Genomic DNA, 15,341 nt, shown 5'->3' with positions numbered 1-15,341 from the left:
CTACGAAGACACTGCCAGGACCGGCGAGTCGCCCACCGGGTCTTCCGACTGCTCGGTTCCGTCCTCGGACGGGACGGGCACGTCCGTCCACGACCTACGCACCAGGTCCTCCAGGTCGACCGCCTGCACCTCAGGGCGGAGCGCCTCGAGCAGGACATGCGCTGCCAGCCGCGGTGGGATTGCGTTGCCGATCTGCTGGGAGATGTCCTTGCCGGACCACGGGTAGTCGCGGGGGAAGGTCTGGAGGCGCCCGGCCTCGGCATGGCTGAACCGATCCGTGTCGAGCGCCCCCGGCCCGGTGAGGCGGTTGCGACTGACCTTGCCCGTCACGGTGGCGGCGGGTTCGTCGGATCGTCGTCGACCTCGCGCCTTCGGGTCCCCACCGGAGCCGTAGTTGGAGATGACAGTGAACGCGCCCTTGCGGCCCAACGCCCGCCCCATGGTTTCCCACGGGCGCAGGCCGCGGCCCTCCACCGGACGGGGCGCTCCTCGACGGAAGCGGTGGTGGGTCGGCGGCGGGCAGTGCGGCCGGCCGTCGAGACGGGCGATCAGGATGGCGCGGCGGCGGGTCTGAGGGACTCCGTACTCCTCGGTGTGGAGGATGCCGTGCCAGCCCTTGTAGCCGATCGCCTCCAACGCCTCGCGGACGGCGCCCCACACCGGGAGTACCGAAGGCACCTGCTCGAGGACGATCGCCCTGTACGGGCGCCCGAGACCATGGGCTTCCAGCGCCCACCTGAGCGGCTCGAGGACCAGTCCGGTCCGTTCGTCGTCGAGGTTCCCGACGATGCTCGTGACATCCTCGCGGGCAGCCATCTTCTTGACGAGGCCGGTGACGAGCTCCAGGGCTCGCCTACCGGCCCCGTTTCCCGCCATGGTGAACGTCTGGCATGGCGGCCCGCCGGCCAGGACCGTCGCATCGGGGAAGTCGGCCGGGCCGAACCGACGGACATCGCCCTGCGTCGTACCGAGGCCCGCCGCCGCGCGTGTCGCGCAGGCGTTGGAGTCCCACTCGATCCCGTGCGCCGGGACGCCGAGCCAGTGAGCCGCGACGTCGAGACCGCCGGGCCCCGCGAACAGGTCGACCATCGCGGCACGAGGCGGAGCTGACCCGTCGTCCCGGCGGGTTTCCTCGGTGGTCGACAACAGGCCTCCCATGATCGTCTCGGTGTCATCGAACACCTGTTCGATCATTCTGTCCAGTTCCTCCGCCGGACAACCGCTCGAGCGGTTGTCAGGTCGGCGCCGTCGAGTGTGCGAGCGCGCGGACGTGGTCGTCGAGCTGCTCGTCGGTGAGGACCGAGAAGTCGATGAACGCGAGCCGCCGCCGGAGCCGCGGCGTCAAGTCTCTCAATACCGATCGGCGGCTCCGCGAACCGGTGTCGGACAGTACGACGCGGGCGACCGCACGGGCGAGGCGGGGGTTGCCTGCGAGTGATCGCCGCTCGGTGATCTGGTTGAGGTCGCTCTCGCTGAGAGCGCGGAGCAGCGAGAAGTCCGTGCGTCCGTCGACTGTGGAGGCCGAGAAGGTGAGCGCCTGCCACCACAGCCTGGAGAACATGTGCCGAGTGAGGTCGCTCGCGATCCAGCGCTCGACATTGCCGCGGCCGAAGCGCCATTGGACGAGGTCCGGGGCCGCGACGAGCGCGAGAAAGTTCCACACGCCGCGGTGCGCGGCTTCGACCGTCGTGGTGTCCATGCGGCGGAACAGCACTTCGGCGCAGGCGCGGTCGAATCCGATGCGTTCCCCGTCGTCGGCAGGCACGGGGTAGCCGAACTCCGCGGCCGTCGTCCTGAGCTCGGTGACGAGCGCGCCGACCTCGGCGGCGGTGACGCGGGCGCCACCGGTCGCGGCGTACGTCGTCTGCGCGTGCTCGTTGCGCGCGCCGGAAGCGAGGCCTTCCACGGACGAGCCGCCGAGGCCGTTGAACAGAGCCCGGGCCAGCGCGGGGTTCAGGCGGGGCCACAGCTGGGTCACGACAACGACCTCCCGAAGCCGATGCGCCGCGCGCCGTCGACGATCGCGGATCGCAGCGCCATGGAGTCGACATCGGGAGAGGTCCATGACTCCGGGTCGGGGAGCACCCTGCTCGCCAATGTCCGCCCCGCCGCGCCCACCGACTCGGGCTCGGCGTCCTCGAGCTCCTTCCATCTGCCGAGAGCCCATCTCACGAACTCCTCGACGACCCCCTCCTCCATGGAGTCGATCAACGCTTTCTGGACGTCGGTATGGCGTCGGCTCCGGGTGACGGCCGCGACGAGCGCCGTGTCCGCCGAGTTGATGAGGAGGATCATCGACCCCATCGAGGGCACGTCGGGTGACGTGGGGAGATCGAGGTACCAGCTCGTCCCCGGGTCACGGCCGAGCAGCTGGAAGTCGATGACCTCGGTCGGGAACGCCGCGCCCTGGCCGGTCAGCCGGACCGTGACCTCGTCGGACCACAGGATGCTGCCCGCCCACCGCGCTTCGCCGGGACCGGCGAACATGCGGTCGCGGCGCATGACGAGGCGCCGGGTGAGCACGATCGTCGCTCCTGCGCGGTCGGGAGGGACATCGAACTCGATGTCGACGCGGTCGTCGGCGGCGTCGACGACGATCGGCTCGCCGAGCAGTCCCGTGTCCGTCGCACGCCAGCCGAACGACCAGGCCAATGGCGTGTGGTCGGTCAGCTTGGTGGCTACTCGTACCGCGTCCACGTCGACGTCGATGGAGCTGCGGAGCCGGAGCTTGGTCCGGTAGTCCCAGTTCTCGACGTAGGGGCCGAGCTCCTCCCACTCGTCGTCGACCAACTGGGCCCATGGGGACGGCCGGATCGCGGACGCCGGCGGGACGAAGAACGGCCTGACGTCCTTCACACCGTCACCCCGGCCTCACGGACGACGAGGTTGAGACGGACGACAGCGTCGGCGGGTGGCCGGACCCGTACCTCCCACACCCGGTGCATGGACCGGTCGACGAGGATGTCCGCGCCGGGAAACACGATGTCGCCCTCCGTCGAGCGCCAGCCGAGGACGGAGCTGGACCCCGGTTCCGGATCGAGGGGCTCGACCCCGCCGTCGAGCACGATCACGGGCTCTGCAGCGACGACGTGCGCCGACGGCCAGGCCGGGAACTGTACGACCCCGAGGATGACGGGGACGCCGTCCTCGTCGACGAGCCGAGGGGCCTGGACGAAGCGGGGGCCGGCGCTGGATCGGCGCCCGCCCGCCGACGCACCGCGCCGGACGGAACCCTCCGCGAGGTCTCCGTCGGCGGTCATGAGCCCCGACAGGCGGCCTGCCAACGATGCGAGCGCGGCGTCGCCCGAGGGCGTCGGACCGGTGGTGGGGGCAGCCTGCTCGCGCAGGCGGTCCTTGATGAAACTGTTCGCCAGTTGGACCACGCCGCGTGACGTCCCCCGGAGACCGGTGACGACCCAGTCGTCGTGGGTGGGGGGCTCTGCCTCGGCGAAGTACTTGTCGGCGTCAGGGCTCGACCGGAACACCGCTCCGTACTGCAGAGCCTCGTCGGTCGGCGCGTCACCGGGGGAGTAGTCGACGACGAGGTCGGCATGCCTCATCCGCGCGCAGTGGTGGGCTCTCGGACCGATGGGCGACGCCGCCGCGACCAGCGAGTCGGGACGCATCGGAGCCATGCCCTTCGCCACGGCGAACCTGCCGATCTCCCGGGGCTCGGACTTCCGTGGCGGGACCTGGAACTTCCCGTCCTCCGACAGCGCCCGGTACGCCTTGACGAAAGGGGCGAGCTCGACGAGCTTCTCGGGGTCGGGGACCTCGGTCGAGAACCCGTCACGGCGCATCGAGCACACAAGCCTGCTGGGGCGGCCGCTGATCATGCGCGGCCAGAGGTTCCACAGCATCGTCGACACGATGAACTCCGACGCCTCCTCCGGGGTGCGGACCGCGTCGCCGTCCTGGCCCTGACGTCGCCCGAGGTCGATGTCGACGACGGTGACGGTCGTGCCGGTGTCGTCGCCGGTGAAGCGGGGGAGCCCCAGCCTGGCCGCCATCGTCTCGGCCTCGTCGTCGAGGAGGGGACGGCTGTGTCCGTCTTCCTGCACCCCGAGCCAGTGACGCCCGGTCCAACGCCTACCGCCGTGCGTGTAGCCGTCGCCGAGAGCGGCTCCGATGAGGCGTCGCTGCCGGCGGCCGCGGAACATGCAGACACTGTCGGCGACGATGACGTGGCAGCGACTGACGTTGTAGAGGATGCCCTTCCCGAAGCCGTACGAGCCTCCACCGAGGTCGACGGCCTTGCGCTCACCGACGTTGCGGATGAAGTTGACGAAGTCGGGCCGTTCACCGTCTCGGGGGGACTCGTCGGCACGGAGCGGACCACCCAATCCGGTCGTGCCGCGGTCGGCCAGCGTCAGGATCAAGGGGTCTCGATCCATCGCCTCGGCGAGGCCGAGTGCGGACCCTGCGGGCTCGGGGAGCAGGAAGTCGCGCCACGCGGCGAGCCGATTGCCGGACAACCGATGGAGCCGGAGGGCGAACTCCACGTCGGCACCGCCCGGCAGCGCCGCGTCGCAGGTGTTCTGTGCGGTCTCACGGACGAGGACCGTCAACGGGTCGAGCTGAGGCTTCCCCAGCTGTCGACGGATCCCCTCGGACGCCGTCGACCCCTCGGCCGCCACCGGCTGGGACCACCAACCCGCCTCGTTCACCCGACACTCCTCGCCCAGTCCCGCAGCGCCGACTCTCCGCGTGCGGCCAGCCCGTCGATCGCGTCGAGGTCGACGCGGTAGTTCACCCTGTCGACGCCGGCCGGCGGCCCACCCGGACCGAAGGAGTCGGCGACGATGCGCGGCATCGCCTCGTTGACTTCGGCGTGGAGTATCTCGGTGGCGGAGAACCGCTCCTGGTAGTGGTCGGCGTCGGACTCGACGTATCCCGCGGCCGCGAGCAGACGGATGGCCTGTCCTCGTTGGGTCGCGCGTTCGAGCAGCCGGTCGACGACGTCGGGCAGGCGGGCACCGTCGTCGGTCTCGGCGATCTCGGCGAGCACGAGCGCCAGCGGCACTCCGGGCGGGTCGAGCTGCGCGACACCGTGGATCTCGATCGAGGTCGTCGCGGCACCGATCGCCTTGACCTCCAGGGCGCACGTGGGCATCACGATGTCGTGCGGCTCCCGTCGCGGGCCCCGCCACCAGGAGAGATCGAGTTCGGCGTCCCGGGTCACCAGGTCGAGCACGGTCAGCTCCGCGAACAGAGACATTTGAGCGACGAGCGTCAGCCGCCGTGCGCGATGCGTCGCAAACAGGGCGCGCCATCGCTCGACGATCTCGAGCGCGATCGTGGCCTGTTCACCCGGCACGGGCTCGATCGCCCCGAGGACGTCGACGAGCACCTCGTCGAAGAGATCGAAGAGGTCGGGCCGGCCGCAGCAGACGTCCAGGTAGCGGAGCGGTCTCCCGGAGAACGTGTAGGTCCTGATCGTGGTCGTCACCGCTCCCTCGACCGCGTCGACCGTGACCTGCTCGTCACCGATGGGGACGAGCAGGTGTCGGGCTCCGGCTCCGTCCACGCCCGCCCGTGACGGGACTGTCCCTTCTGCGGGAAGCGGGACCGTGACGATCTCGGACCGGCGTCCAGCATGCAGCACCGGCCACGAGTGCTGCAGCTCACGGAGCCACTTCGCACTGTCCGTCACGGCTCGTCCTGGCCCTGGAGGCTCTCGAGCTCGGCCGGCTCGTGCTCGACCTCCGCGTCGGACAGGTCGACGCTGATGTAGGTGCTGTCGACAGAGGACTTCGCTTCCGCGTTGCCCGGGAACACGAGCGCCATGCCGATGACGTCGTCGGCCGCGCCGAGCGGTGACCGGGACTTCTCGTTCGCCTTGTCGGGCCGGGACGCCGGGTCGATGGGGTAGAGCAACAGCAGTGCCTGGTCCCTTGCGACAGGGTCGAAGTTGCGGAGGTCCATCAGCTCGGACTCGTTCTTGGCCCGTGCGTCCTTGGGGGAGATGTCCAGGTCCACCACGCGGTGGTCCTTCGACATGAGGGTCTTGATGTCGGCCCGTTCGGGACCGGTCTCCCGCAGCTTCGCACGGGTGATCCGGTTGAAGTCGAGGCCACCGAGGTTGACGGTTCCGTGGTCGCGGCGAGGCGCTGCCATCACCGCGACGCTCCATCTCTCCAGCGATCCCTGCGACTTCTGCTTCGCGATGTACTTCAGCACGAGGTCGCGGTCGAGGTCGGGCGAATCGGCGTGGCTCCGGTAGTGGCCCAGGAAGCGCTCGACCAGGTCTCCTTCGACCTGTCGGTAGAGCATCGCCCCCGTAGACAGCTCCTCGCCACGTCCGCCCGCCGCTCTGATGCCGCGGACGAGCGAGTCGGCCGCATCGACGTTGTCCTGCAACCAGGCCGCGTCGTTCTCGACGAAGTAGCGGGTCTGGACACGGCGGCCGCCGTACGACGCGTACGCGGGCTTGTACGCCCCCATCTTGGCTGTCACCCGCAGCACCGGGTGCGTTCGGATACGGACGCCGAACTCGGTCGGCGTGAGGCCCTGCTGCTCGTAGCGGTCGATGTCGAGCCGGATCTCGTGCTCGACGGTCGCGAGGTGGCGGAACCACTCCTGCAGCTGATCCGTCATCCAGATCCGGGGGAGGTCCTCGTAGCCGGGCCGGAAGCCGAACCAACGAGCCATCTGCAGCAGCGTGTCGTAGGCCTGGGCTGCGCGGACGAAGAAGCTGACGACCAGCCCCTCGAGGGTCAGGCCGCGGCTGAGGGTCGCGCCACCCACCGCGATCGCGACGCGACCCGGTTCCGAGTAGTCCAGCCGGTCCTCGCTGCGGCAGTTGTCGATGACGATCCGGGTGGCTCCCACGACGTCGGCCAGCTCGGCCAGGACCGCGTCGAACGACGTCGGGGTCACTCCGGGGAAGTCGGCCGTCTGCACGCGCCGGGTCTCCTCGTCCCAGAGATCGCGCAGCTCACGGAGAAGGAGCTCGTCGTCGGCGGCCAGGCGTCGCAGGGTCTCGTCGCGCAGCTCGACCAGAGGGTCCTTGAAGCCTTCGTGAACAGCGATCTTCACGGACGTGTGGACGAGCATCGTCGAGTGTCCGTGATCCCCTCGGGCCCGGCGAGCCGCGGTGGCGAGCCAGAACCACCTGGTCGCGGTCTCCATCGATCCGGTGACCTCGGGCTCGAAGTCGGCGGCGGCCTTCTTGCCGGCAGGCCTCAGCAGCTCGACCTCGTCGTCGTCGATCAGACGCACCATGTCGAAGCCGTCGAGGTCCGCGCCGTTCGCCTCGTCGCCCTCGACGGCGTCCCGTCCGAAGATTCGCTCGCTGCCGAAGTACCCCTCGGGCCTCGGCAGGTTGAGGATGAAGTTCTCGGGGTAGAGGTCGCCCGCCGCCGGGTCGATGAGGACGTTCGCGAAGGGGGTGGCCGTGTACCCGATGTAGGTGCACCGCGGCAGCTTGGCGAGGATCTTCCTGATGAGCGGGTTGATCGTCTTCGTCTCGACACTCGCCTGGTCGGCCTCGTCGTCGATCACCAGGACCGGGAGGTCCGCGAGGACCCGCTGCTTCGACGCGTCCTCCAACCAGGCGTCCAGACGCGTGAGGACCGTCTTGTTCTTCTTCGCCACGCAGAGCGCCACCTTGGTCTCCTGGTTGTGCAGGAGCGCTGTCGACTGCATCGACGGCGGGTGGAAGTCCTTCACCTGGTCGGTGAGCGTCAGCCACGAGGTCGGCGCGAGATCTTTCAGCTGCTGGTCGAGTCGCTCCTGTGTCTGACGACGCAGACCGTTGTGGATGCCGGACAGCACGATGACCAGCTTGTAGCCGACGTCGGCCGCTTTCGCGATGACAGACGTGAAGTTCGTCGTCTTCCCGCTCTGGACGTAGCCGACGACCAGGCCCTTCGAGCTCCACGTCGTCAGCTGAGGGCGCGGCGTGTACGCGACCACCTTGCTCGACGCTGCGTCGACGGGACGGATCCGGTCCGCGCTCCAGTCGAGACTCGTCTCGAAATGAGCCTTCAGCGCGGGCCAGAACGTGTCGCCGTCGTCGTTCGGCCCGGGGTACCAGGGATCCCGCGGCCCGGCGAGCACGGGCGGGTCGTCACGTTCGATCAGGCTGATGCGGTTCTCGTACTCGCGCACGTACTCGGCGAGTTCGTCGCCGAGGACCGGACCGAAACGCCGCGTCGCCTCCTCGAGGCCTTGCTTGCGTGCCCAATCGGCGAAGACAGGGAAGAAGTCGACTTGCGTCACGTGCGGTCACCTCACCGTAGCTCGAACGGTGCGGGACTTTACTTGCGGAGCCGAACAGCCGTTGATCGGGAGCCCTGATCGGGTGATGTGATCGCTGAGCGTCACGGCGTCGAGTGTGCGGACATCGTCCGGTGACTGTGGAGAGCCTCGACGACCCGGTCGGCAGCGGCCAGGGCGTCCTCGTGCTCCCAGATGCGGACGACGGCCCAGCCTTCCGCGGCGAGGCGCTCGTCGGTGTCCCGATCGCGGGCGACATTCGTCGCGAGCTTTGCCGCCCACCAGTCTCTGTTGGCCTTCGGGAAGGTTGCGTGCTGCGGGCAGCTGTGCCAGAAGCAACCGTCGACGAAGACGGCCACCCGGCGTCGGGTGAAGGCTAGATCGGCGCGGCGGCGTCGGAGGCCCTGGATGTCGAAGCGGTAGTCGACGCGGTACCGCAGGCCCTGACCGTGGAGCAGACGCCGTAGAGCCATCTCGGGCGCGGTTCCGCTGCGGACCTGCGCGGACATCCGGCGTCGGACGTCCGCACTGCTCGCGTCGGGCATCGGACCTCCTGGCATCTGCGTCTGTGCTCACCCCGGATCGTGCCGCACGGTGTCGAGGCCGTCCTCCGGCGGTGGGCCCTCCGCCTCCTGAAACCGGGCGAACTCGGGCAGACTGCGGGCGTGCGGTCGCCGACGATCACCCCGCCGCCCCGGCCACTCGCGGTCGCCGCGTCGTGGCTGATCGTCGCCGCGGTCGCGGTGGTGGCCGTGCTGTCGGTGCTGCCGCCCTCGCCACGCACCGACACACCCGCCGGCGAGCCGTCGGCGGCTGCGGCGTTCGCGCACGTGGAGCGGATCGGGGGGCGCCCCCATGTTGCCGGGTCCGCCGCCAACGACGAGGTGCGCGCCTACATCCTCGACACGCTCCGTGGGTTCGGTGTACAGACGCGGGTGCAGGACGCGGTCGGGGTGAACCCGGGCCGCGTGCAGCAGGCGGCGCGGGTGCGCAACGTCGTCGCGACGATCCCGGGGACGGCGCCGGTGCCCGAGCGGGGCCGGGTGTTCCTGGTGGCCCACTACGACTCGGTGCAGGTCGGCCCCGGCGCGAGTGACGACGGCGCGGGGGTGTCGACGCTGCTGGAGTCGGCGCGGGTGCTGCGGGCGACGCCGATGCGCAACGACGTGGTGCTGCTGTTCACCGACGCGGAGGAGGCGTGCCTGTGCGGGGCGCAGGCGTTCGTGGCCTCGGATCCCCTTGCTGCGCAGGGCGGGGTGGTGCTCAACGTGGAGGCGCGGGGCACCGGCGGTCCGGTGATCATGTTCGAGACGACGCGGGGCAACCAGAACCTGATCGACGTCTACTCGGCGGCCGTGTCGCATCCGGTGGCGACGAGTTTCGCCGTCGAGGTGTACCGGATCCTGCCGAACGACACGGACTTCAGCCCGTTCCGCGACGCCGGCCGGTTCACCGGGCTGAACTCGGCCTGGATCGACGGGGCGGCGGCCTACCACTCGCCGCAGGACACCCCGGGCCGGATGGACCGGGGGAGCCTGCAGGCGCACCTGGACCAGGCGGTGGCGCTGGCGCGGGCCTTCGGGGACCAGGACGTGGCGGCGTTGCCGGCGGCGCAGGATGCGACGTACTTCCCGGTGCTGGACATGCTGGTGCACTACCCGGAGTCGGAGGTGTGGCCGTTGGCGGTCGTCGCGGCGGCCGCGGTGGTGGCGCTGGCGGTGGTGGCGCGGTGGCGGCGGGCGGCGAGCGTGCCGCGGATGCTGGGCGGGCTGGTGCTCGCGGCGGTCCCGCTGGTGGGGGCGCCGTTGCTGGCCCAGGGCGGCTGGCTGCTGCTGGTCGCGATCCGCCCCGACTACGCGAGCGTGCGCGACGTGTGGGAGCCGACCTGGTACCGGTGGGCGTTGGTGGTGCTCGTCGCGGCCGTCGTGCTGATCTGGTTCGCGTTGCTGCGCAAGGCGATCGGCACGGTCGCGCTGGTGGTGGGCGGGCTGGCGTGGCTCGCGGCGCTGGGTGTCGTGCTGGCGTCGCTCGCGCCGGGCGGGTCGTACCTCGCGGCGTTGCCCGCGCTGGCGGGTGCGGTGTGCGCGTCGGTGGCGGTGGCGGTGGGGCGCACGGGGGCGGGTGTGGCGGCGGCGGTGGTGGCGGCGTCCGTCGGCGTGGTCGTCCTGGTGCCGACGGCGGTGCTGTTCTTCCCGGCGCTCGGGATGCCGGTGGCGGCGGTCCCGGCGTTCGTGCTGGTGCTGCTCACCCCGGTGCTGTTGCCGCTGCTCGACCCGCTGCTGGGTGAGCGGGCGTGGTGGCCGGGGCCGGTGGCGCTGGTGGCGGCGGTCGTGCTGGGTGCGGTGGGGCTCTCGGCCGACCGGTTCACGCCGCAGCATCCGGTCCCGTCGCAGCTGATGTACGCACTCGACGCCGACACCGGGCAGGCCCGCTGGGTCACCGAGCAGGATCGTCCCGGCGCGTGGACGGCCGGCTACGTCGACCGTCGGCAGCTGGTGCCGGAGCTGCTGGGCATGTCGGGGTTCTTCTGGGCGGGCCCGGCCCCGGTGGCGCCGCTGCCGTCGGCGCGGGTGGACGTGGTGTCCGACGTCGCCGTGGGGGCGGGCCGGGTGCTGACCGTGCGGGTCGTGCCGCAGCGGCCGGTGCGGTTGCTCGCCGTCCGGGCGGGCAGCGGCCCGCCCGTCACGGCGGCTGCCGTGGCGGGGGCGCCGGTCGACGTCCGTGACGGCCTGCTCGACCTGATCTTCCACGCGCCGCCGCCGGAGGGTGTGGAGCTGCGGGTGGAGGTGGCGGGGCCGGGTCCGCTGGACCTGTCGGTGCTCGACGGCAGTGACGGCCTGTCCGGGCTGCCCGGGTTCTCCACGCGCCCGCCGGACGTGGGGATCGCGGGTAGCCACACCAGTGAGCTGGTGGCGGTCACCCGGACGCACCGGGTCTGAGCGGGAACCCTCGGCACCGCGATGCACATGACTTGCAGGTGCAACTCCGATGTGTGTGGGTGACCCCGGGTCGGGGTGGGGCCGGTCGTGCCGTTTAGAGTCGGGCGCGAGGGTCGACGACGACACCGACGACGTCGACGACCCGGAGGGCCCGCCCATTCGGGGCCGGTACCCGTATCCGCCCGTGGCTGCGTGATCGCGCCGCCCGGCGGCACGTGTCTGGATCATTGTTCCAAGGAGAAGTCTGCCCGTGCTCACCGTCGGAGATCAGTTCCCCGAGTTCTCGCTCACCGCGTGTGTGTCGCTCGACCCCGACACCGCGTTCTCCACCATCACCCAGGCGTCCTACCCGGGCCGCTGGCTCGTCGTGTTCTCCTGGCCGAAGGACTTCACCTTCGTGTGCCCCACCGAGATCGCGGCGTTCGGCCGGCTCAACGCCGAGTTCGCCGACCGCGACGCGCAGGTGCTGGGCTTCTCGGTCGACAACGAGTTCGTCCACCACGCGTGGCGCCGGGACCACCCAGACCTGACCGACCTGCCGTACCCGATGCTGGCCGACACCGGCCGGACCCTGTCGTCGGCGCTCGGCGTCCTCACCTCCGAGGGCGTGGCCCAGCGCGCGACCTACCTGGTCGACCCGGACGGCGAGATCCAGTTCTCGATGGTCACGGCCGGCTCGGTGGGCCGCAACGTCGACGAGGTCCTGCGGGTCCTCGACGCACTGCAGACCGACGAGCTGTGCCCCTGCAACTGGAACAGGGGCGAGCGCACGCTCGACGCCGGCGCGCTGCCGGTCGGGGTCTGAGATGTCGCTCGACGCGCTGCGCGCCGCGCTGCCCGACCACGCGAAGGACATCCGGCTCAACCTGGGCTCGGTGATCGGCAACTCGCGGCTGCCCGCGCAGCGGCTGTGGGGTGCGGTCCTGGCGTGCGCGATCATGTCCCGCAACGAGGTCGTGCTGCGCGAGCTCGCCGAGGACGCCCGGGCGCACCTCGACGAGAAGGGCTTCACCGCGGCGCGGGCCGCGGCGTCGATCATGGCGATGACGACGGTGTACTACCGCGGCCGGCACATGCTCGGTGATGCCGAGTACACGACCGTGCCGGCGAAGCTGCGGATGCAGGCCATGGCCAACCACGGCGTCGACAAGGCGGACTTCGAGTTCTGGTCGCTCGCCGCGGCCGCCGTCGCCGGGTGCGAGGTGTGCGTGGAGTCGCACGGGCGGCTGCTGCGCGAGCAGGGCGCCGACCGTGAGGTCGTGCTGGATGCCGTGCGGATCGCCGCGGTCGTCAACGCGGCCGCGGTCACCGAGGCCGCCGACCGGGCCCTCGCGGACGCGCTCGCCGGCTGACCCGACGACCGTCGTGGGGGGCGATGGCCGCGACCGCGACCATCGCCCCCCACCGCGTCAGCGCCGGGTGAGCTCGACGACCGGGATCTCGCGGGTCGTCTGTGTCTCGTGGTCGGCGAAGAACGGGTAGGTCTGCTTCAGCGCGGCCCAGGTGCGGGCGCGGTCCTCGCCGGTGAGCGTGGCCGCGCGGGCGTCGTAGGTCTCGTCGCCGACCTCGACGGTGACGTCCGGGTCGGCCACGAGGTTGGCGTACCAGTCGGGGTCGTGCGGCGCCCCCATGTTCGAGGCGATGACCAGCAGCCGGTCGCCGTCGCGGTGGAACATCATCGGCGAGGTGTGGCTGCGCCCCGAGCGCCGGCCCGTCGTCGTCAGCAGCAGCAGCGCCTCGCGGTGCATCCCCTCGATCTCCGCGCCGGCGCGGAACTGCTCGATCACACGCCGGTTGATCGCCGCGATGTCCATCAGGTGTCGCCCTCCGCGGGGTCGTCGACCGTGGGCGCGGTGACCAGCAGCGAGTGCCCCTGGTGCGGCTCGAGGTCGATCGTGAAGCCCAGCAGGTCGTCGACGACGCCGACCTCGCGGTCGGTGAACATGTCGCTGACGACCGCGCCGGGGACGAGGTGCTCGGACCGCACGGTCGCCGACACGTGCTCGTTGGCGAAGTTCAGCACGCTCACGTGCAGCGCCCCCGGCTGCAGGGTGTCGGAACCGGCGAGCCGGTGCACCATCACCAGCATGCCGCGGTGGGAGACGTCGGGGACGTCGATCTGCTCGCTCGTCGCGATGGCGTAGCGGCTGCGCACGGCGAGAATGGCCTGCAGCTGGCGGGCGAAGCTGGTCTCGTCGGCGAGCTGCTCGGGCAGCGTGCCGTAGAGCGAACGGCCGCGCGGCATCCCCGCGGTACTGCGGGTGGCGGCCGGGTCGGCGCCCATGAGGTCGTGCGCGCCGCGGTTGATCCAGCGGGTGTCCCCGTGGTCGAGCAGCGTGGAGACCTGCGACGGCGCCAGCGTGAGGATGCCGCACAGGTCCCAGCCCGAGAGCGCGAACACGCCGGGCTGCAGCGCGTTGAACATCGCGAGCAGCAGGTGGGCGCGCGTGATCCGGGCCCGCACCGCGTCGTCGACGTCGTCGATCGCGGGCACCCCGAGGATCGCCGCGATCGCCGACGTCGTCGTGCAGGCGATGCCGTTCGTCGTGAAGATCAGGTTGTAGGGGTGGTCCGGGCCGGTGAGGGCGGCGACGAGGTCGGCGCGGACGGCCTCGGCGATGTCCTCGCCCCGGGTGGGTGCGCCGCGGAACGGGTAGAGGTCGTCGCGGTGCCCGGTCGACCAGTGCAGCAGCTCGTAGGTGAGCTCGTCGTGGTTCTGCATGGCGTGCACGAGCCCGGCCGGGTCGACCCCCAGCGCCAGCGAGGTGCGCAGCGTCAGCCGCAGGAACTCGCTGTCGCCGGTGGCCAGGGCGTGGTGGTAGGCGGGCCGGTTGACGAAGTCGTAGGACAGGTCGGCCCCGGCCTCCGACGTCTGCTTGATGTCGTCGATCGTGAGGTTGAGCTCCTGGAAGGTGAACCCGCCCAGCTTGCGGACCATGCTGCCGATCAGGTGGTTCGCCGCCTGCGACAGCGGGTGCCCCTCCGACCAGGCGGGTGAGCCCTCCGTCGACTTCTCGACGCCGAGGAACCCGTTGGCGTCCAGGCGCAGCGCGCCGGAGCCCAGGTCGGCCAGTGAGTGCAGCGCGTCGCCGATGACCAGGCGCATCCCCGCGAAGGAGGGGTCGAGCCAGTTGATCGAGGGCTGCCCGTCCTTGAAGTAGTGCAGGTAGACCCAGCGCCGCTCGATGCCGTCGACACCGACGACCGGCGCGGTGACGCTCCAGTTGGTCTCCTTGACGCCCTCGGCGAAGAAGATGACCCGCTGCAGCCGACCGATGATGTAGCCGGCCTTCTCCAGCTGCTCCTCGGTGGGGACGTCGAGGTTCGCCGAGTCGCGGCCCGGGGGCACGTCGGGCAGCAGGTTCCAGTCCTCGGGCTCGATCTCCACCATGTGGTAGATGCCGGGGTAGTCGCCGTACTTCATCTCGGCGAGCCGGAAGTCCGCGCCCTTGCCGGTGTGGCCGGGGACGATGTCGTCGATGATCGTGCCGCCGTGCCAGGTGGCCATGCCGCACATGGCCCGGAACTCGGCCTCGGTGCCGAAGGCGGGGTCGATCTCGGTGGCCATCCGGTCGAAGTGGCCGTCGACGCTGGGGGTGGTGTGCCAGCCGCGGATGCCGCCCGCGCGCTTCACCGGCCCCGTGTGGACGCCCTCGATCCCGATGTCGGAGAACGCCTTCCACAGGTTCTCGTCGGCCAGCGCGGCGAGGAACGACTCGTCGGGCCGGGTGATCAGCGACAGCGGGTAGGCGGTGAACCACACCGACGCCGTCTCGACGGCCTGCCGCGGCCCCGGGTTGGCGAAGGGGTTCTGCCACATGGTCCCCGAGCCGGAGAACTGGCGGGAGATCTCGTTGGCGTCGGCCAGCATCGACTGCGACAGCAGCCACGACACGTAGGCGGGGTTGGTGCCGGTCGGCTCGCCGTCCTGGGTGACGGAGCGGCGGGGGACCGGGGACTTGACGCGGGCCCGGTGGCGCAGGCTGCGCGGGCGGGCCGGATGGTAGTGCTCGGCGTAGGTGATCTCGCTGCGCTCGTGCTCGTGGGACTGCTCGTCTGACATCAGGGGAACTCCGAAGATCGCCGCGCCCGGCGGGCCGCCGCACCGGGCCCGCCGCAGGGGTGCAAGGTACCGGGGCGAGCGGAGATCCGTGGATCGGGCGGACCGCGTTTCGCCGTCGC

12 protein-coding genes are annotated in these 15,341 nt (G+C 71.0%); 3 read left to right on the top strand and 9 right to left on the bottom strand.

Annotated elements, in window-relative coordinates; translation table 11 throughout:
• The 7 genes from AB7F12_RS23960 to AB7F12_RS23930 all read right to left on the bottom strand — a co-directional run bounded on the left by AB7F12_RS23960 (position 1) and on the right by AB7F12_RS23930 (position 8,765).
• Positions 1-1,182: a DNA cytosine methyltransferase gene (locus AB7F12_RS23960; RefSeq protein ID WP_428516871.1), complete on the bottom strand. Its 1,182-nt coding sequence runs from the start codon at positions 1,180-1,182 to the stop codon at positions 1-3.
• A 52-nt stretch (positions 1,183-1,234) separates the two neighbouring features.
• Positions 1,235-2,065, bottom strand: a complete 831-nt coding sequence (locus tag AB7F12_RS23955; RefSeq protein WP_428516869.1) for a DUF6339 family protein — start codon at positions 2,063-2,065, stop codon at positions 1,235-1,237.
• Entirely contained in the window at positions 1,975-2,856 is an 882-nt protein-coding gene (locus tag AB7F12_RS23950) for a hypothetical protein (RefSeq protein ID WP_428516867.1), read from the bottom strand. The genes AB7F12_RS23955 and AB7F12_RS23950 overlap by 91 nt, the downstream gene beginning before the upstream one ends.
• Complete coding sequence (locus AB7F12_RS23945) at positions 2,853-4,667, bottom strand: hypothetical protein (RefSeq protein WP_428501082.1); 1,815 nt, start codon at positions 4,665-4,667, stop codon at positions 2,853-2,855. Before AB7F12_RS23945 ends, AB7F12_RS23950 begins: the two co-directional genes overlap by 4 nt.
• A complete protein-coding gene (locus AB7F12_RS23940; protein WP_428501083.1) occupies positions 4,664-5,653 on the bottom strand; it encodes a PD-(D/E)XK motif protein in 990 nt (329 codons plus the stop codon). The genes AB7F12_RS23945 and AB7F12_RS23940 overlap by 4 nt, the downstream gene beginning before the upstream one ends.
• Positions 5,650-8,223 (bottom strand): Z1 domain-containing protein, encoded by a 2,574-nt coding sequence (locus tag AB7F12_RS23935; RefSeq protein ID WP_428501084.1) that lies wholly within the window; start codon positions 8,221-8,223, stop codon positions 5,650-5,652. Before AB7F12_RS23935 ends, AB7F12_RS23940 begins: the two co-directional genes overlap by 4 nt.
• Before the next feature lie 101 nt (positions 8,224-8,324).
• Positions 8,325-8,765: a very short patch repair endonuclease gene (locus tag AB7F12_RS23930; RefSeq protein ID WP_428501085.1), complete on the bottom strand. Its 441-nt coding sequence runs from the start codon at positions 8,763-8,765 to the stop codon at positions 8,325-8,327.
• Between the two features lie 120 nt (positions 8,766-8,885).
• On the opposite strand from AB7F12_RS23930, the gene AB7F12_RS23925 reads away from it, so the two are divergent.
• The 3 genes from AB7F12_RS23925 to AB7F12_RS23915 all read left to right on the top strand — a co-directional run bounded on the left by AB7F12_RS23925 (position 8,886) and on the right by AB7F12_RS23915 (position 12,511).
• Positions 8,886-11,159 (top strand): M28 family peptidase, encoded by a 2,274-nt coding sequence (locus AB7F12_RS23925; protein WP_428501086.1) that lies wholly within the window; start codon positions 8,886-8,888, stop codon positions 11,157-11,159.
• Between the two features lie 250 nt (positions 11,160-11,409).
• Positions 11,410-11,964: a peroxiredoxin gene (locus AB7F12_RS23920; protein WP_428501087.1), complete on the top strand. Its 555-nt coding sequence runs from the start codon at positions 11,410-11,412 to the stop codon at positions 11,962-11,964.
• A gap of 1 nt (position 11,965) precedes the next feature.
• Entirely contained in the window at positions 11,966-12,511 is a 546-nt protein-coding gene (locus AB7F12_RS23915; RefSeq protein ID WP_428501088.1) for a carboxymuconolactone decarboxylase family protein, read from the top strand.
• 57 nt (positions 12,512-12,568) lie between these two features.
• On the opposite strand, the gene AB7F12_RS23910 is transcribed toward AB7F12_RS23915, so the two are convergent.
• Together AB7F12_RS23910 and treS are read right to left on the bottom strand one after the other, a co-directional pair.
• On the bottom strand, positions 12,569-12,973 hold the full coding sequence (locus tag AB7F12_RS23910) for a nitroreductase/quinone reductase family protein (protein ID WP_428501089.1): 405 nt from the start codon (positions 12,971-12,973) through the stop codon (positions 12,569-12,571).
• On the bottom strand, positions 12,973-15,222 hold the full coding sequence (treS, locus tag AB7F12_RS23905) for a maltose alpha-D-glucosyltransferase (RefSeq protein WP_428501090.1): 2,250 nt from the start codon (positions 15,220-15,222) through the stop codon (positions 12,973-12,975). Before treS ends, AB7F12_RS23910 begins: the two co-directional genes overlap by 1 nt.
• Positions 15,223-15,341 lie beyond the last annotated feature (119 nt).

This window comes from Pseudonocardia sp. (genome assembly GCF_050250275.1).
In the GTDB taxonomy this organism is placed as follows: Bacteria; Actinomycetota; Actinomycetes; order Mycobacteriales; family Pseudonocardiaceae; genus Pseudonocardia.
The sequence above is the reverse complement of the archived record's forward strand: the minus strand, read 5'-3'. Positions and strand labels throughout refer to the sequence as shown.